The sequence below is a fragment of the Klebsiella sp. genome (assembly GCF_027492335.1).
Classification (GTDB): Bacteria; Pseudomonadota; Gammaproteobacteria; order Enterobacterales; family Enterobacteriaceae; genus Klebsiella; species Klebsiella huaxiensis.
The window spans coordinates 108,516-126,087 of record NZ_JAPUEW010000100.1; the positions used below are offsets into that span (position 1 = coordinate 108,516).

Annotated in this window: 13 protein-coding genes; 3 read left to right on the plus strand and 10 right to left on the minus strand. The window is 52.8% G+C overall.

Features of this window, described 5'->3' with window-relative positions; all coding sequences use genetic code 11:
* Positions 1–115 precede the first annotated feature (115 nt).
* Positions 116–1,003 (plus strand): methylenetetrahydrofolate reductase, encoded by an 888-nt coding sequence (gene metF, locus QVF11_RS28480; RefSeq protein WP_181484205.1) that lies wholly within the window; start codon positions 116–118, stop codon positions 1,001–1,003.
* A gap of 136 nt (positions 1,004–1,139) precedes the next feature.
* On the plus strand, positions 1,140–2,045 hold the full coding sequence (locus QVF11_RS28485; RefSeq protein WP_287861199.1) for a DMT family transporter: 906 nt from the start codon (positions 1,140–1,142) through the stop codon (positions 2,043–2,045).
* Positions 2,046–2,225: 180 nt separating this feature from the next.
* Here QVF11_RS28485 and nagE read toward each other — a convergent pair whose 3' ends face one another.
* The 9 genes from nagE to QVF11_RS28530 all read right to left on the minus strand — a co-directional run bounded on the left by nagE (position 2,226) and on the right by QVF11_RS28530 (position 13,717).
* The gene (gene nagE / locus QVF11_RS28490) at positions 2,226–4,241 is read right to left on the minus strand and encodes an N-acetylglucosamine-specific PTS transporter subunit IIBC (RefSeq protein ID WP_287861201.1); all 2,016 of its coding nucleotides are present in this window, start codon (positions 4,239–4,241) and stop codon (positions 2,226–2,228) included.
* A 273-nt stretch (positions 4,242–4,514) separates the two neighbouring features.
* On the minus strand, positions 4,515–5,657 hold the full coding sequence (gene nagA, locus QVF11_RS28495) for an N-acetylglucosamine-6-phosphate deacetylase (RefSeq protein WP_287861203.1): 1,143 nt from the start codon (positions 5,655–5,657) through the stop codon (positions 4,515–4,517).
* 9 nt (positions 5,658–5,666) lie between these two features.
* Entirely contained in the window at positions 5,667–6,404 is a 738-nt protein-coding gene (nagB, locus tag QVF11_RS28500; RefSeq protein WP_112216356.1) for a glucosamine-6-phosphate deaminase, read from the minus strand.
* Positions 6,405–6,413: 9 nt separating this feature from the next.
* On the minus strand, positions 6,414–7,328 hold the full coding sequence (locus tag QVF11_RS28505; RefSeq protein WP_287861204.1) for a glycyl-radical enzyme activating protein: 915 nt from the start codon (positions 7,326–7,328) through the stop codon (positions 6,414–6,416).
* Positions 7,329–7,354: 26 nt separating this feature from the next.
* Positions 7,355–9,778, minus strand: a complete 2,424-nt coding sequence (locus QVF11_RS28510; protein WP_287861229.1) for a glycyl radical protein — start codon at positions 9,776–9,778, stop codon at positions 7,355–7,357.
* Positions 9,779–9,939: 161 nt separating this feature from the next.
* Complete coding sequence (locus tag QVF11_RS28515; protein WP_112216359.1) at positions 9,940–10,689, minus strand: DeoR/GlpR family DNA-binding transcription regulator; 750 nt, start codon at positions 10,687–10,689, stop codon at positions 9,940–9,942.
* A gap of 136 nt (positions 10,690–10,825) precedes the next feature.
* A complete protein-coding gene (gene gldA, locus QVF11_RS28520; RefSeq protein WP_110276170.1) occupies positions 10,826–11,929 on the minus strand; it encodes a bifunctional L-1,2-propanediol dehydrogenase/glycerol dehydrogenase in 1,104 nt (367 codons plus the stop codon).
* 56 nt (positions 11,930–11,985) lie between these two features.
* Positions 11,986–12,648, minus strand: coding sequence for a fructose-6-phosphate aldolase (gene fsa / locus QVF11_RS28525; RefSeq protein WP_112216360.1), 663 nt, complete (start codon positions 12,646–12,648; stop codon positions 11,986–11,988).
* Positions 12,649–12,853: 205 nt separating this feature from the next.
* Complete coding sequence (locus QVF11_RS28530) at positions 12,854–13,717, minus strand: AraC family transcriptional regulator (protein WP_112216361.1); 864 nt, start codon at positions 13,715–13,717, stop codon at positions 12,854–12,856.
* Between the two features lie 151 nt (positions 13,718–13,868).
* Here QVF11_RS28530 and zinT point away from each other — a divergent pair, with 151 nt between their 5' ends.
* The gene (gene zinT / locus QVF11_RS28535) at positions 13,869–14,516 is read left to right on the plus strand and encodes a metal-binding protein ZinT (protein ID WP_287861233.1); all 648 of its coding nucleotides are present in this window, start codon (positions 13,869–13,871) and stop codon (positions 14,514–14,516) included.
* A 151-nt stretch (positions 14,517–14,667) separates the two neighbouring features.
* On the opposite strand, the gene ppc is transcribed toward zinT, so the two are convergent.
* Positions 14,668–17,319, minus strand: coding sequence for a phosphoenolpyruvate carboxylase (ppc, locus tag QVF11_RS28540; RefSeq protein ID WP_112216363.1), 2,652 nt, complete (start codon positions 17,317–17,319; stop codon positions 14,668–14,670).
* Positions 17,320–17,572: the final 253 nt, after the last annotated feature.

Sequence of the window (17,572 nt, forward strand, 5' to 3'; positions counted from 1 at the left end):
GCAGATTTTTCTATTGACGCCTGCGCTCTTTTCCGTCATTTTTACATCTGGACGTCTAAACGTATAGAAGTTCGCGAACACAACAAACAATAAAATGCGATTGATGAGGTAAGGTATGAGCTTTTTTCACGCCAATCAGCGGGAAGCCCTGAATCAGAGCCTGGCGGAAGTGCAGGGTCAGATTAATGTGTCCTTTGAATTCTTTCCGCCGCGCACCAGTGAAATGGAGCAAACCCTGTGGAAATCCATCGATCGCCTGAGCAGCCTGAAGCCGAAGTTTGTCTCCGTTACCTACGGCGCCAATTCCGGTGAACGTGACCGTACCCATAGTATTATCAAAGGCATTAAGGATCGTACCGGTCTGGAAGCCGCGCCGCACCTGACCTGTATTGATGCCAGCCGCGATGAGCTGCGCGCCATTGCCCAGGATTACTGGGATAGTGGAATCCGCCATATCGTTGCTCTGCGTGGCGACCTGCCGCCGGGCAGCGGTAAGCCGGATATGTACGCAGCCGATCTGGTCACTTTACTCAAAGAGGTGGGTGACTTTGATATTTCCGTTGCGGCCTATCCGGAAGTCCACCCGGAAGCCAAAAGCGCCCAGGCTGACCTGCTCAACCTGAAACGTAAAGTGGATGCGGGTGCAAACCGCGCAATCACCCAGTTCTTCTTTGATGTCGAAAGCTATCTGCGTTTTCGCGACCGCTGCGTCTCTGCGGGAATTGACGTGGAAATTATCCCGGGTATTCTGCCGGTCTCGAACTTTAAACAGGCGAAAAAGTTTGCCGATATGACCAACGTGCGGATCCCGACGTGGATGTCGAAAATGTTCGAAGGTCTGGACAATGACGCCGAAACCCGTCAGCTGGTGGGCGCGAACATCGCCATGGACATGGTGAAGATTTTAAGTCGCGAAGGGGTCAAGGATTTCCACTTCTATACGCTGAACCGCGCGGAAATGAGCTACGCGATTTGCCACACCCTGGGCGTGCGCCCGGCGTAAGTAAGATTTAGATTTATCCCCGCTTTCTCTGCTCTGCGGCGACGAAAACACCCTTCGTCGCCGCTTTTGGTTTATCGCCCCGTCAGTAAAGCGAGTATAGTGCCCGCAAAATCTTCATAACGGATAGATGATAACTATGGCAGGGAACAGCAGCCTGCGGGCCTTCGGCGGCCTGATTATTCTGACGCTTATCTGGAGCTACAGCTGGATTGCGATGAAGCAGGTGACGCTCTATATCGGCGCGTTCGATTTTACCGCGCTACGCTGTATTTCGGGTGCCGCTTTGCTGCTTATCGTTTTGCTCCTGCGCGGGCGTGGGATGCGGCCAACACCGTTTGGCTATACGCTGGCGATTGCCCTGTTGCAGACCTGCGGTATGGTGGGGCTGGCGCAGTGGGCGCTGGTCAGCGGTGGGGCCGGAAAGGTCGCAATTCTGAGCTATACCATGCCGTTTTGGGTGGTGATTATGGCGGCGCTGTTTTTAGGCGAACGCATGCGGCGGTTGCAGTATGCTGCGATTGGGGTGGCAGCATGCGGCTTATTGCTGGTGCTGCAACCGTGGCAACTTGATTTTTCATCAATGAAAAGCGCGCTACTGGCGATCCTCTCCGGGATGAGCTGGGGAGCCAGTGCGATTGTGGTAAAGCGGATGTATGTCCGCTATCCGCATGTTGATTTGCTGGCGTTGACGACCTGGCAGATGTTGTATGGCGCGCTGGTGATGAGCGCGGTGGCGTGGCTGGTGCCGCAGCGCAGTATTGACTGGCAACCCGGCGTGTTTTGGGCGTTGGGATATAGCGCCATTCTGGCGACAGCGCTGGCCTGGTGTCTATGGCTGTTTGTATTGCGTAATTTGCCCGCCAGCGTCGCGGGGTTGAGCACCCTGGCGGTGCCGGTCTGCGGTGTACTTTTTTCCTGGTGGCTGTTAGGGGAAAACCCGGGTCTGGTGGAGGGCGCAGGTATCGTGCTTATCGTGCTGGCGCTGACCATTATTAGCCTGAAAAAACGCGAAGCTCAGGTACAAAGTGTCTCAGATTGCTAACAAAGTGTGCGTCTCAGGCATTGCCCGGTGGCGGCTAGCGCCTTACCGGGCTTACGGGGAGTGCATAACCTGATGATATTGATGGTTTTGTAGGTCGGGTAAGGCGTCAGCCGCCACCCGACAAGAATACGGCACCCTATCTAAACCAAGTTTGTCATCAGTCTCATTTTGTCTGTAAGTTTATCCCCTAATCTCATAGAGCAGAGTTTGCCCGGCAATAACCTGGCCTTGTGCCTTGATTTCCAGACAGGCGAAGTCTTCAACGTTGCTACACACCACCGGGCTAATCATCGAACGTACATTCGCATTGAGAAACTCAAGATCCATCTCAAGGATAGGCTGTCCTGCGACGACTTCTGCGCCTTCTTCAATTAACCGCTTAAACCCCTGACCATCCAGCGCGACGGTATCCAGTCCCATGTGAACCACAATTTCCGCACCCTTTTCGGTTTCTAGGCAGAACGCGTGATTGGTGTTGAAGATTTTGACTATTGTGCCCGCGGCAGGAGAGAAGACGATAGGGCTGGTCGGTCTGATGGCGATACCGTCACCGACCGCTTTGCTGGCAAAAGCTTCGTCTGGCACCTGTTCTAAAGCGACAACTTCGCCGCTGACCGGGGAGAGCAGTTCGGCGATAACCGTGGTGGCGGTTGTCGTACGTGGTTTGGATGCGGTAGGTGCCGCGGCGACCGGCAGAGCTTCTGCAGCGTCGACGTGACCAGTAGTTTTCATCTCATTGGCGATTTTCTCTGCCACAAATCCGACGATAATCTGCACATTCGTGTTGTTCAGACGAATTACGCCGCTGGCACCTAAACGTCTTGCCAGCGCGTCGTTCACCAGAGCAGCATCTTTAACGCCTAAACGCAGGCGAGTGATGCAGGCATCAATGTTGGTCAGGTTATCAGACCCGCCGATAGCCGCAATATACTGGCGGGCCAGCGCTGCAGCGCTTTGCTCTTTGTTTGCGCTAATATTCAGGTCTTCGCCATCGGCGCCACTTCCGTCTACAGCCAGTTCGCGGCCCGGCGTCATCAGATTAAATTTGATGATGGTGAAGCGGAAGACCAGGTAGTAGATAACAAAGAACACCAGGCCCATTGGGATCAGCAGATACCATTGCGTGGCGAGCGGGTTGCGGGAGGCGAGCACCATATCGACTAAACCAGCGCTAAAGCCAAAACCCGCAATCCAGTGCATGCAGGCCGCGATGAATACTGAGAGGCCTGTCAGGAAGGCGTGAATCAGGTACAGCACCGGCGCAACGAACATGAAGGAAAACTCCAGCGGTTCGGTGATGCCAGTAAAGAAGGCGGCAAAGGCACCAGCCATCATAATACCCAGCACTTTGGCTTTGTTTTCCGCCCGCGCGCATTGATAAATAGCCAGCGCCGCGCCCGGCAGGCCGAACATCATAATGGGGAAGAAACCTGCCTGGTATCGGCCAGTGATACCGAGTACCGCTTTGCCTGAGGCAAGCGACTGTGCGCCGCCGAGGAAGTTGGGAATATCGTTAATTCCAGCGACATCAAACCAAAACACCGAGTTGAGCGCGTGGTGTAAACCGACCGGAATCAGCAGGCGGTTGAAGAAGGCATAGATCCCGGCACCGACCGATCCAAGTTTCTGGATATGCTCGCCAAAGCTCACCAGACCGCTAAATACCACCGGCCAGATAAACATCAGGGCAAAGGCTACGACGATCATGGCGAAGGAGGTGACTATGGGCACCAGACGGCGACCGCTGAAGAAGGAGAGTGCTTTGGGCAGTTCGACGCTGCTGAAGCGGTTATAAAGTTCGGCGGCGATGATACCGACCATAATACCGATAAACTGGTTTTTAATCTTACCGAAGGCTGCAGGGACCTGATCTGCTGGAATCTTCTGGATCATTGCGACGGCGGCTGGCGAACACAGCGTGGTTAAGACGAGAAAACCAACGAAACCCGCCAGCGCAGCCGCACCGTCTTTATCTTTTGACATACCATAAGCGACACCTACAGCAAAAAGTACGCCCATATTATCGATAATGGCGGCCCCGGATTGAATGCATAACGCCGCGAGGGCGTTAGAACTTCCCCAACCATTGGGATCAATCCAATACCCGATACCCATTAAAATCGCTGCGGCGGGCAATGTAGCGACCGGCACCATTAGCGCGCGGCCAACCTTCTGGAGATAACCCAATATATTCATAGTCGTTCCCTTAGAAATAAAGTTCCTGAAGCCAGCAACAATCAATAGATTGTTTATACTGACTGACCCGGCGATGGGTATTACGGCATTAATAGCTATATTATTTTTGTGGTTTTATTTTTAAGGGAATTTATCAAGGCTTAATGTTAGCTCTGTCGCATTTTATTAAATTCTTTAGCAGGCTCATTTTTAATTAAATTTTGGCAATAAAAAATTGGCGGTTATTTTTCAATAACCGCTTAATTATGTGATGCCAGATCGATAAAACTATTCTTAATTTACGGAATAGGCGATGACTCCTTTGCAATAAGTTGTATTGACCTGGTAATTATCTTCTAATACGACGATATCGGCATCAAAACCGCGCTGTAATTTACCTTTGTGATTATCTAACCCTAAAAGTCGGGCTGGATTAATTGTGCAGGATTTTAATGCCGCGCCAAAAGGTACCATCGCGCCTTCGACCATATTATAGAGTCCGCGATTAAGTTTTAACGTACTGCCGACCAGCACGCCGTTTTCCCGTCGCGTTGCACCATCTTCGCATAAAATCATCGGCTCTCCGCCGAACATATAGCGACCGGGTGGACAACCTTTTGCTTTCATTGAATCGCTGATCATAATGACGTCATCATCATTTTTTATGCGATACAGATGGGACGCGGAGACCAGGCTGACGAAAATGCCGTCAGCAATCACTTCTCCATACAGGCCGTCGAGGCGCAGCACGGCGCCTAACAGACCGGGCTCGCGGTTGACATATTTCGCCATTCCGTTAAACACGTGGGTCACATTTTTTGCACCATTGGCAACGGCTTCCACTGCCTGCTCGAAGGAGGCATCCGAATGGCCCATATTGACCACGATCCCTTTTTGCGCGCAGTAGCGCGTTAGGGCAAATCCGGTATCTTCTTCCGGCGCGAGGCTGATGGCGATAATGCGCCCGTGGGCGGCACGCTCAAAAGCCTGAAACTCACTGACGCTGGCGGGACGAATCTGTTTTTCCGGCTGCGCGCCGCGATATAGCTGGCTAAGAAACGGTCCTTCCAGGTGGATGCCGAGAATTTCCGCGCCCTGGTAGCCTTCATCCATCACGCGGGAGATATTTTCCAGCGCGGCCAGTAAGGTTGTGTCTTCATCGGTGACCGTAGTGGGGCAAAATGCGGTAACGCCCTCTTCCGGCAGACGTGATGTCCAGCGCCGCAGCCCTTCGGGGTCGTTTTCGTTAGTATCGTAGTTCCAGGCTCCGTGGGCGTGGGTATCGATAAGGCCCGGAATGATGCGTAGGGAACCGTAGTCGCGATCGGCATTTGCGCTCAGCCCCAGCGTAATGTCGCTGATCAGGCCATTTTCCAGCGTTAACTGCGCCGGATAGAATCCACCGGCCAGCCAGACGCGTTTACTCTGGATTTTCATATGCCCACCTTACGCGTTGATAAGCGATGCCGCCTCGCGGTCGCAAATAATGGTGACGTCAGGATGCATCAGTAAGAATGATGCAGGGAATAACGGATCGATGCGGATGCAGTCGTGAAGCTGTTTCATCACTGCCGCCTTCGATTTTCCGTTAGCAATCAGGACAATCTCTTTACTTCTCAGGATAGTCCCCATGCCGAGGGTTATGGCCTGCAGCGGGACATCTTCTTTGCGCGAGAAAAAGCGAGAATTTGCTTCGATCGTCTCTTCATTGAGATCGATAATATGGCAGACGGGGCTATGAGTAGCATGAGGCTCGTTAAAGCCGATATGCCCGTCGTGACCAATTCCCAGAATGGTGATGTCAAAATCGCCGTGTGACTGTATTTCATGCTCATAGCGTGCGCATTCTGCGGTTAAATCATCGGCCAGCACGTTTGGTACAAAGGTGTTTTCAGATGGAATATTAGCGTGTTGATAAAAGTAATGTTCTAAAAACCAATAATAGCTCTGTGGATTGTCTTTTTTTAGCGGAATATATTCATCAATGTTAAATGATTTGGACTGGGAGAAATTAACTTCACCACTTTTTGCCATTCGGGACATCTCTTCCAGAAGACCAACAGGCGTTCCTCCGGTCGGCAGAGCCATGACTAAGTCCGGTTTTTTCGCTAGCGCAATAGCTATTCTATTTGCCGATAGCTCACTCATTTCTTTGTAGGTTTCAGTAATGATAAAATTTAACATGTTCATCCTTTATCCGCCTATAGTTGCTTTTAGACCAATTTCTTCGGCGTAGTATTTTATTTGTTCCGTCATTTCTCGCGGGCATGCCGGAATATTGTTGAGAAGATAGGGCATGCCAAGTTTTTGATACTTCCCAACGCCATAGATATGATATTCAAGGATATCGACCTGCAGCACGGCACTGCCAAGCTTGCGGATAAAATCGAGGCGTTTACGGATATCTTCCGCGTCATCATTGCGCGTTGGAACGATGACCATCCGGGCAAGCATCGGTGTGCCCATTGCCGCGATTGCTTTGGCATTTTCAAGGATCAGGCGGTTATCCACGCCGGTGCAGGCGAGATGGGTTTCGGGATTAAAGGCTTTAAAGTCGTAAGAGACCAAATCGACCGTTTCAATCAGCGGACGTAATTTCTCCCAACGGATATGCCCTGCGGTATCAAGACAAACATGTACGCCAGCTTCTTTTAACAGCAGGGCGGTTTCCCTGACGAATTCGGCCTGTAGAGCCGGTTCACCGCCGGAAAAAGTCACGCCGCCGTGGCTGGAATCGTAAAACGACTTATCGCGCAGCAGCAGATCGGCCAGCTCGCGGGAAGTCATCTCTTTTCCCACTTTTTCGTAGCCGTCATAGGGGCACATATCGACCATATCCAACAGGTTGGTGCAGTTTTTCCGATCGATATTCACGCCATTACCCGGCTTCGCCATGGTGATGGTGTTATTAACTGCGGCCTGAGCGCAGGTGCCGCACTGGCGGCAGCGCTCTTTAAACCAGAAAACGTTAAAACCTGGCCTGATGGTTTCCGGATTCGCACACCACTGGCAGCGTAAATTACATTGCTGCATAAATACGGTACTGCGTATCCCCGGACCATCCTTGGTCGAGTAGCGTTGAATACGGGAAATCAGGCCAGTTCTCATATTACCTCCATATATACCCTGGCTTTTTACCAGGCCAGTTCTGTACGGGCGATAATCGCGTCCTGAGCTTCCGGCATCAGCGTCGAGAACAGGGCGCAGTAACCGGCCACGCGGACCATCAGGTTCGGATAATCTTCCGGGTGCTCTTTGGCAGCGCGCAGAATATTCGAGTCGATGATGTTGAACTGGTTGTGGAAGATATTCTTCTCGCGGCTAGCTTCCATGAAGTGGGTGAATTTCTCCAGGTTGTCGTCACCTTCCAGCGCGCTCGGTGTGAATTTCATATTCAACAACTGGCCGCCAGCAATTTTCTGGTTTGGCAGCTTCGCCACGGAGTTGATCACCGCCGTCGGGCCTTCTTTATCTGCACCAAGGCACGGTGATGCGCCTTCGTTCAGCGGCAGGGTCGCCAGACGGCCATCCGGGGTCGCACCAACGTCAAAACCATTCGGCACGTAAGAGGTGATGTTGGAGGTGGACATGGTGTATCCACAGCCCTTAGGACCTTTGCCATAACGGTCGGTTTTGTATTTTGGCAGCAGCTTCAGATAGGACTCGAATACGTCAGCGACGATGTAGTCAACGTAGTCGATATCGTTACCAAACTTGGGCGCGTTGCGGCACAGCTTACGCACGCGGGCGCCTTCGATACCTTCAAAGTTGCAGTCCATGGCGTCGCGCAGCTGCTTGAGCGTCAGCACTTTGTCATCAAAGACCAGTTTTCTCACCGCAGCCAGGCTATCGCCCACCACGGAAGGGCCGATGTTGGAGGAGCTGACGAAGTCATACTCTGCGCCGCCGTTTTTCAACGTCTTACCGCGCTCCAGCGAACAGTTGATGGTCGCAGAGGCAAAGGCGTCGGCATCGTGATATTTCAGCGCGCGGTCGCAGACCAGGTCACAGTCCACTGCCAGGTCGGAGTAGAACTCTAGCAGCTGGTTCCACGCGGCCCACACTTCGTCATATGACTCGTAGTTAATCTCACGGCCTTCTTTGCCGTTTACTTTAATCAGTTGTACGCCGGTTGCTGGATCGCAGCCGTTGTTCATCACCAGCTCAAGGATTTTGCCGAAGTTTACGTAGGTCATACCGGTGGCGCGGTGGCCCCAGCGGCCCGGAATGGCGGTTTCCACGCAGCCCATTGAGGCATATTCACGCGCGACTTCTTCGCTCAGACCGAGGGTCATCATCGCCGGGATAACCACTTCGTCACAGAAGATGGACGGCATACCGAAGCCTTTACGGATCAGTTTTGCTGAATCCTGCATCAGTGAGTGCGGAGTATCTTTGGAGAAGCGTACGCTCAGGTTTGGCTCCGGCAGGCCGGTCAATGCCATGGCTTCCAGCGATAAATAAGAAAGGTCGTTGGTGCCGTCGGTGCCGTCCGGCTTCATGCCGCCAACCATCAGGTTGGAATAGAGCGGGTAGCCGCCGCTGTACTGAGTGTGACCCCATGGGCGAACTTTGTTCAGGCTGTTGGTCATGATGAAGAAGTGGGTCAGGATCTCCAGCGCCTTCTCTTTGCTGATTTTGCCGGAGTTGATATCCGCTTCGTAGAACGGCCAGACGTACTGGTCAAAGCGACCAAAGGAGAAGGAGTGACCGTTACTTTCGATCATCATCAACAGGTGAGTCAGATAAACGGTTTCTACGGCTTCGTAGAAATTCTGCGCTTTGCCTTCCATCAGGTGAGCAAACATTTCGCTCATCGCCAGCAGTTCGTCGCGGCGTTTAGCGTCGGCGGTTTTTGCGGCTTCTTCTTTAGCAAGCTGCGAGAAACGTTTGCAGTAATTCAGCGCCGCATCCATGGTGATGATGACGGCCTGGTAGAAATCGGTCTGCTCTTCAGTCAGGTCTTTATCTTCGGCCAGGTTCTGTTTTGCGATATCGCGCATGCCGCCGTAGCCGACTTCCAGCACGAAGTCATGGTTAGGAATGATGTGACCGTCGCCGGACATACTGATGCCGCCGCGGTGTAGGACGCCCTGTTTTTCCGCCAGGCGGTTAATCTGCGGCAGGTTGGTCAGCACTTCATCCTGGTGCGTTTTGCCCTGCCAGTAATCCTGAAGTACGCGCAAGCGAGCTTTGGTTTCTTCAGACACCTGGAAGCTGTCGCCTGAGCGTTTGTCGAACTCGTCCAGTTCGTCAATCACCCAGTTGAAGGAGTATTCCGGGAATACCGGCGCGGCAAAGTTGGCGCTTGCCTGGTTACCGACGATCAGCATGTCCGGCTCGATATAGATGGTCATCTTTTCCAGAATATCGGCCATCGCCAACGCCCGGCGAATGACAATCGATTTGCCTTCGGAACGTTTAAAGGATTCGGTGATGATCTCAGCACGTTCCGGGCAAATGGTTGCTACGCGGTGGAACATCTGATCTTGCTTTTTGGCGATACGCTCGAAATCACAATCGTTGTTGGTGGGTTTGAAGCTTAGTAATCCGTTCATAAAGACCTCAATTCTGGAGTGGGTATCCCTATTCCACGCCTGAGGTGTGCTTTTGTCAACTTAAATATGATCTTTTTTGTTTCTTTATGCTTTAAAGGATACTAAAAGAACATTTTGAGAATGTGAAAAAACACAGACGCCTGTTGTCAGACGTCTGAAAGTCAGAGACTGCTATCAGCCAGCAGAAGTTCTACGTTTTGTTTATTGAGTTGCGTAAGGATGTCAGCAGGGAGGCCAGTTTGGCTGATAACGAGATCAAGGTCTGCCAGACGAGCGTGGCCTGCGAGGAAGGTTTGACCGAATTTACTTTTATCCGCCAGCAGGATTTTTTGCCGTCCGGCCCGCATCAGCGCTTGTTTTACGTGAGCATCGGTCATTTTGGGGACCGTCAATTCACCCAGTTCGTTAATGCCCTGGGTACTGAGGAAAACCTTATCGGCGTGGATATTGCTATAGAAGTCAGCGGTGCTAAAAGAGATCATCCCCTGGGTATCGTCTTCATACTCGCCGGGCGCCACGATCAGCTTAATGTTTTTTCTCCCTTTCAGCAGATTAACTACCGGAACGGAGTTGGTTATCACCATGATTTTTTTATCGAAAATAAACTGAGCGAGGGCCAGCGGCGTGGTCCCGCAGTCGATAATAATCGTGTCGCCATCTTCGACCAGTTCGGCGGCTTTTTGGCCAATCAGATGCTTATCATCAACCATTTGTATCGATTTCAGCTGAAAGCTGGGCTCTACGCTGGCTCCGCTGGTGAGATAGGCTCCGCCGTAGGTGGTTTTGACAATACCTTGTTTTTCAAAGAAAGAAAGGTCGCGGCGGATGGTCATTTTGGTGACGCCGAATTTCTCGGCAAGCTCATTAACGACGACTTTTTTGTCCTGTTGCAGAATGGCATAAATGCTCATTCTTCGATCTGATGATTGCATATTTACGACTCACCCAGAAGAAAATCGCACTATAAAGCACATCGTTTTGGCTGGCAATGGGGCGGAAAAAGAACATAAAAGAACACACCCGCCGGAAGCGGGTGTGGGCAGGAGGTTATTCCCACTCTTGCAGGAAGCGTTGGCCGTACTGGTCGGCGACCAGCAGAGCTGCATAGACCTGATCCGGCGTCGCACCGCCAGGCATATTGTGGATAGTTTCGCCTTCTGCACAGGCGGCTTGCGCTACTGTACGCATTTTGCCTGGGATATCGGCTTTAATGTCCAGCTGCGCCAGGGTGATAGGCAACCCAACGCTGTGGCACAGCGCCGCCACGGTTTCAATTTCTTCCACCGGGGCATTTTCCAGTACCAGCTGCGTGAGCGTGCCGAAAGCCACTTTCTCACCGTGATAGTAGTGGTGAGCGTCCGGAATGGCGGTCAGACCGTTGTGGATAGCATGTGCTGCCGCCAGGCCGCCGCTTTCAAAGCCGACGCCGCTCAGGTAGGTATTGGCTTCAACGACGCGTTCCAGTGCCGGAGTGACGACATGCTGCTCCGCCGCCAGCATCGCTTTTTCACCTTCTTCAATCAGCGTGTTGTAGCACAGTTCGGCCAGCGCCAGCGCCGCCTGGGTGCATTTACCGCCCGCCATGGTGGTTGCGCCGCTACGCGAGCATGCACGCGCTTCAAACCAGGTCGCCAGCGCGTCGCCGATGCCCGCTGCCAGCAGGCGTGCCGGAGCTCCGGCAACGATTTGCGTATCGACAATGACCATATTCGGGTTACGCGGCAGCATCAGGTAGCTATCAAATTCACCGTCATCGGTATAGATAACCGAGAGCGCGCTACACGGAGCATCGGTGGAGGCAATCGTCGGAGCAATAACTACCGGCAAATTCATAAAGTGCGCTAATGCTTTCGCGGTATCCAGCGTCTTACCGCCGCCAATTCCCAGCACGGCGGTACACTGAGCTGAGCCTGCAATATCGCGTAACCGATTGATTTCATTATGCGAGCATTCGCCGCCAAACGGCGCGATTTCGGCCACCAGGCCGGCATCCGCCAGGCTTTTACGCAATTTTTCTTCGGCAAAGCCAAGTACGAATTTATCGCCAACGATAAGCCAGCGTTCAGCCAGCGGTTTGAGGTACCCTCCAAGGCGAGCGATTGCGTCTGCGCCCTGAATATACTTACCGGGTGATTGAATAATGCGATCCATTTCTATTCCTCCTGGATGACCGTGATGCCACCCCCCTGGGCGGCTCGCCGATCGGGTTACAGGTTCAGAGTTCCAAAAGCGTTATTCCAGTCCTGCTCAAACTTCTCAATAGCTGACTCTACCGCAGGGGTGCCGAGCATTTGTTGCGCTACGTCTAACGGAAGGGTGATAGCTTCGCAACCGGCTAACAGGCAATCCAGCGCCTGGCGCGGGGTTTTGAAGCTGGCGGCCAGCACTTTGCTTTCCGGCGCGTGCATTTCCAGTAGGGATTGCAGCTCCTGCACCGTGCGAATGCCGTCACCGCCCTGGGCGTCGACGCGGTTCACATAAGGGGCAACATATTTGGCACCCGCCAGCGCGGCCAGTAGGCCCTGAGAGGCGCTGTAGACGGCGGTACCCAGGGTAGTGATACCTTCTTTTTTCAGTAGCTTGATAGCGGCAAGGCCTTCAGCGGTCACCGGGATTTTGACCACGATGCCGGGAACGGCGTTGCTCAGACGTTTGGCTTCTTCAACCATCCCCTGAGCGTCGCGGCTCATAGTCTGAGCGAACAAAATACCTTCCGGACCGACGGCTTTTTGCAAGCGCGGTAGTACGTCCCAAACCGAGGCTTTGCCAGCGGCGATAATGCTTGGGTTGGTGGTAACGCCAGCCAGCGGGTAGATACGTGCCAGGCGTTCAACTTCGGCTACGTTTGCGGTGTCCAGATAGAGTTCCATAGTACTTTCCTCAATGCTTAATTCGATAGTGTCGTTGAGGTAAGAATACGGCTTTCACATGAAGGGTCGCCAGATGACAAATTTGCCAAATACTGGATAAATGTACGCATTGCTATTAAGGGTGATTTAGATCACGTTTATCCCGTGTTGTGGGGCAATTCAAGCAAAAAATAACGTACAAAAGTCAGGCTTAACACACAAAAATCTAGTTTTTTGCAGGCGATGTTTTTTCCGTGAGCTGGCTATGATACTGGCGGCGATACTCTGATGGTGAGCGTTCGGTGTTCTTGCGAAACAGGCGGCAGAAGTAGTTGCTGTCGGCGAAACCGCAGGCGTGGGCGATATCTTTGACCTTCATATCGTGGCCTTTTAACAACATTCTGGCCTGCTCCAGGCGAATGTGGTTCAGGTATTCGTTAAAACCCATTGGCCCGCATTTCTGAAACAAATGTGAAAGATAGTTTGGTGAGAGATAAAACTCCTGCGCCACCGACTCCCGGGTTAAAGGGTCGGCAAAGCGGGCATCGATATATTTACGAATCGCTTCAAAAAGCGCCTGGCTGCGTGAGGAGGTTTGCACCTGGCTCCCCAGCAGATCGGCGCAGTGGCTGAGCAGGCTGATGACAATACAGCGGGCCGTATGCTGCTCCTGCGGCTGCATCTGCATTTCATTGAGCGCCTGGAGCAGAAAAGATCCCACTCGAGGGCCACGGCGGGGAACTTGCTGTTTATCCAGCACGTTAAGCGCGCTGCCGTCCCAGCTGCGCAGGACGAATTCCAACTGCTGCTTACCAAATAAGATGGTTAACAGAGTCGAGGGCATCAGCCATTGTGGGTCATTCCATCCACCAGCAGGAATGTACAACACATCGTGTGGCGTGAGTTGGGCTGGGTCGGCCTTAACCGCTGGATCGCGGACCTGCCCTTCAAGCATGATTTCGAGGCGCGGAAAATCGACGCTCACGGCTTTCTCTGAAGCCGGTCTGCCTTCTGTGGAAAAGCGGACCTTCCCGATTACTGCCGGGTCTTTAATAAAAGAATCAATGGCCTGATTGATGTCGATATCCATTCTTGCTCCGCATCGCGCGCTCTCTTTTCATCATACCTAACAAATTGACAGAGGGAAAAGCCGAGCGGTTTTTCTGCGAAGGGTATTGTAAGATTTAATTGATATGTTATATCGTAACATATCATTGCAAACGTTAACTCAGGAGAGAGTAATGACCAAAAAGATTACCGCCCTTGCGCTTGGTATCAGCATGTTACTGGCAGGCAGCCAGGCCTTTGCCCACGGCCACCATAGCCATGGGCCTGCATTAACTGAGGCGGAGCAAAAGGCGAGTGAAGGTATTTTTGCCGATCAGGATGTAAAAGACAGAGCGTTAAGCGATTGGGATGGTATCTGGCAGTCGGTTAACTCCTATCTGCTGAACGGCGATTTGGATCCTGTGCTCGAACAGAAGGCCAAAAAAGCGGGTAAAAGTGTGGCCGAATATCGGGAATATTATAAGAAGGGATATGCCACCGATGTGGACCAGATTGGTATCGAAGATAATGTGATGGAGTTTCACGTTGGGAAAACCGTCAATGCCTGCAAATACACGTATTCTGGCTATAAAATTCTGACTTACGCATCCGGTAAGAAAGGTGTGCGCTACCTGTTCGAATGCTCACAGGCGGATTCAAAAGCGCCGAAATTTGTTCAGTTCAGCGACCACACTATCGCGCCGCGTAAGTCTCAGCATTTCCATATCTTTATGGGCAATGAGTCGCAGGAAGCGTTGCTGAAAGAGATGGATAACTGGCCAACCTATTATCCTTATGCGCTGCATAAAGAGCAGATTGTTGACGAGATGCTGCACCATTAATAAAAATAGCTCCGGTAAACGTGATGCTTACCGGAGCTACAGTTTTTCCCGGTGGCGCTGCGCTGACCGGGCTACAGGTTCACTACCGTTTGCGGGCTGGTAGCCCGGACAGGCGCAGCGCGCCGCCTCCGGGGATACCGCGTCCGGCAAATTAGCCGGTGTTGCGCATACCTGCCGCAACGCCTGCAATAGTGACCATCAGCGCTTGCTCAACTCGAGGATCCGGTTTTTCACCTTTCTCTTCCGCCAGACGTGAACGATGCAGCAGTTCGGCCTGGAGTACGTTCAGCGGGTCAGTATAGATGTTACGCAACTGGATTGACTCAGCGATCCACGGCAGATCGGCCATCAGGTGGGAGTCGTTGGCAATTGCCAGCACCACATCGATATCAGCAGACAGCAGTTCGCGCAGTTCTGTACCTAACTTCCACAGCTCAGGTTTTACCAGGCGCTGATCGTAATATTCTGCCAACCACAGGTCCGCTTTCGAATAGACCATCTCCAGCATGCCGAGGCGAGTAGAGAAGAACGGCCAGTCGCGACACATGCTTTCCAGCTCGCTCTGCTTGCCGCCTTCGACGACTTTTTGCAGCGCCGCACCGGCACCCAGCCAGGCGGGCAGCATCAGGCGGTTTTGCGTCCATGCGAAGATCCACGGGATCGCACGCAGTGACTCAACGCCGCCGGTCGGGCGACGTTTCGCCGGACGCGATCCCAGCGGCAGTTTGCCCAATTCCTGCTCCGGTGTTGCGGAGCGGAAGTAAGGAACAAAGTCTTTATTTTCACGTACGTAGCCGCGGTACATCTCGCAGGAGACGTCGGACAGCTCGGCCATGATATCGCGCCATTGTGGTTTTGGCTCCGGCGGCGGCAGCAGGTTGGCTTCCAGAATCGCACTGGTGTAGAGCGACAAGCTGCTGATGGTGATTTCCGGTAGGCCATATTTGAAGCGGATCATCTCGCCCTGTTCAGTGACGCGCAGGCCACCTTTCAGGCTTCCTGGAGGCTGAGAGAGCAGAGCCGCATGAGCCGGAGCGCCGCCACGACCGATAGAACCGCCGCGACCATGGAACAGCGTGAGCTCAATACCGGCTTTCTCACAGGTCTTGATTAAGGCATCCTGCGCCTGATACTGCGCCCAGGATGCGGCCATTACGCCCGCATCTTTTGCCGAGTCAGAGTAGCCAATCATGACCATCTGCTTGCCCTGAATAAAGCCGCGATACCAGTCGATATTCAGCAACTGGGTCATGACGTCGTCGGCGTTGTTCAGGTCATCCAGGGTTTCGAATAGCGGGGCGACCGGCAGCGCGAAGCCGATACCGGCCTCTTTGAGCAGCAGATGTACCGCCAGCACGTCAGACGGCGTTTTCGCCATCGAAATCACGTAGGCGGCAATGGAACCGCGCGGCGCTTCGGCGATCACTTTGCAGGTCTCGAGCACTTCACGGGTTTCTTCACTCGGCTCCCACTGGCGTGGTAGCAGAGGACGTTTGGAGTTCAGTTCGCGGATCAGGAAGGCCTGTTTGTCAGCTTCCGACCAGCTTTCATAATCGCCGATGCCGAGGTAGCGGGTCATCTCGCCCAGGGCTTCGGTATGACGGGTACTTTCCTGGCGGATATCGATACGCACCAGCGGGACGCCAAAGGCTTTTACGCGACGTAGAGTATCCAGCAGCTCGCCGTTGGCGATGATGCCCATGCCGCAGGCTTGTAGTGATTGATAGCAGGCGTAAAGCGGTTCCCACAGCTGTTCATTTTGCGTGAGCAGACCTGCTGGTTTCGGGAGTCTCTGCCCTTTCAGGCGTGCTTCCAGCCAGGCCTGGGTTTCCATCAACTGCGTACGCAGCTTTTTCATCAGGTAACGATAGGGTTCCTGTGCGCCTTCCGCGCCTGCCAGTTCACGCAGCTCATCAGTGCACTCGACCATCGACAGCTCGGAAATCAGCAGCTGGATATCTTTCAGGAACAGATCGGTTGCTTTCCAGCGGCTAAGCAGCAGGACGTGGCGGGTAATATCGGCGGTCACGTTTGGGTTGCCGTCGCGGTCTCCCCCCATCCAGGAGGTAAAACGAACCGGGACAAAATCGACCGGTAACCGATAGTTGAGGTTGGCTTCCAGCTGTTCGTTCAGTTCGCGCAGGTAGTTCGGCACGCCTTCCCACAGGCTATTTTCAACGACCGCGAAGCCCCATTTGGCTTCATCAACCGGGGAGGGGCGGTGCTTACGGATTTCATCGGTATGCCACGACTGGGCAATCAGCTGGCGCAGGCGGCGCATGAACTGATGGCGTTCATAGTCAGCAATATCGTTGTTATCAAGCTGTTTCAGACAGTTGTTAATTTCACCCATTTTGTGGATCAGGGTACGGCGGGTGATCTCGGTTGGGTGAGCGGTTAAAACCAGCTCCAGAGACAGGGACTCCACCGCTTTTTTAATAATGTCTTCGTTGAGATTGGGTTGGTCTTTGAGCTTTCTCAGGGTACGAGCAATCACTTCCGGATTGCTAGCCGCTTCGCCCTTTGGCGAAATGCTGTGGTATTGCTCAGCGGTATTCGCCAGGTTCAGAAACTGGCTGAAGGCGCGCGCCACTGGCAGCAGCTCGTCGTTGGACAAGTTTTGCAGCGTGGTGAGCAGCTCCTGGCGGTTGGCTTCATTGCCTGCGCGAGAAGATTTGGACAACTTACGGATAGTTTCGACACGATCAAGAATGTTTTCTCCCAGCGCATCCTTGATGGTGTCGCCCAGCACCTTACCGAGCATACTGACATTACTACGCAAAGCGGAATATTGTTCGTTCATGTTACCCCAGACACCCCATCTCATTTTATTTTGTTATATCCGGCGCTCGATAATTTGAGCAGTGGATAAGCAACCGTCTTTTATAAAGCCACGTAAAAACCCCCACGTCAATTGTTGCGAAATCGCTTCAGCAAACGAATAAATAGCGGCAATTTGCGAAATTTAACTCAGAGGTCGCTTGATAAGTGTTGCTTATGAAAATGTGATAATTGTCACTCTCCCGCTCCGATGAAAAAGAGCGGAAGAATGCGCG

What these genes read in the sequence shown, in the direction of transcription:
- metF (WP_181484205.1), top strand. Translation starts at nt 116, where the DNA reads ATGAGCTTTTTTCACGCCAATCAGCGGGAAGCCCTGAATCAGAGCCTG.
- QVF11_RS28485 (WP_287861199.1), top strand. Translation starts at nt 1,140, where the DNA reads ATGGCAGGGAACAGCAGCCTGCGGGCCTTCGGCGGCCTGATTATTCTG.
- nagE (WP_287861201.1), bottom strand. Translation starts at nt 4,241, where the DNA reads ATGAATATATTGGGTTATCTCCAGAAGGTTGGCCGCGCGCTAATGGTG.
- nagA (WP_287861203.1), bottom strand. Translation starts at nt 5,657, where the DNA reads ATGAAAATCCAGAGTAAACGCGTCTGGCTGGCCGGTGGATTCTATCCG.
- nagB (WP_112216356.1), bottom strand. Translation starts at nt 6,404, where the DNA reads ATGTTAAATTTTATCATTACTGAAACCTACAAAGAAATGAGTGAGCTA.
- QVF11_RS28505 (WP_287861204.1), bottom strand. Translation starts at nt 7,328, where the DNA reads ATGAGAACTGGCCTGATTTCCCGTATTCAACGCTACTCGACCAAGGAT.
- QVF11_RS28510 (WP_287861229.1), bottom strand. Translation starts at nt 9,778, where the DNA reads ATGAACGGATTACTAAGCTTCAAACCCACCAACAACGATTGTGATTTC.
- QVF11_RS28515 (WP_112216359.1), bottom strand. Translation starts at nt 10,689, where the DNA reads ATGAGCATTTATGCCATTCTGCAACAGGACAAAAAAGTCGTCGTTAAT.
- gldA (WP_110276170.1), bottom strand. Translation starts at nt 11,929, where the DNA reads ATGGATCGCATTATTCAATCACCCGGTAAGTATATTCAGGGCGCAGAC.
- fsa (WP_112216360.1), bottom strand. Translation starts at nt 12,648, where the DNA reads ATGGAACTCTATCTGGACACCGCAAACGTAGCCGAAGTTGAACGCCTG.
- QVF11_RS28530 (WP_112216361.1), bottom strand. Translation starts at nt 13,717, where the DNA reads ATGGATATCGACATCAATCAGGCCATTGATTCTTTTATTAAAGACCCG.
- zinT (WP_287861233.1), top strand. Translation starts at nt 13,869, where the DNA reads ATGACCAAAAAGATTACCGCCCTTGCGCTTGGTATCAGCATGTTACTG.
- ppc (WP_112216363.1), bottom strand. Translation starts at nt 17,319, where the DNA reads ATGAACGAACAATATTCCGCTTTGCGTAGTAATGTCAGTATGCTCGGT.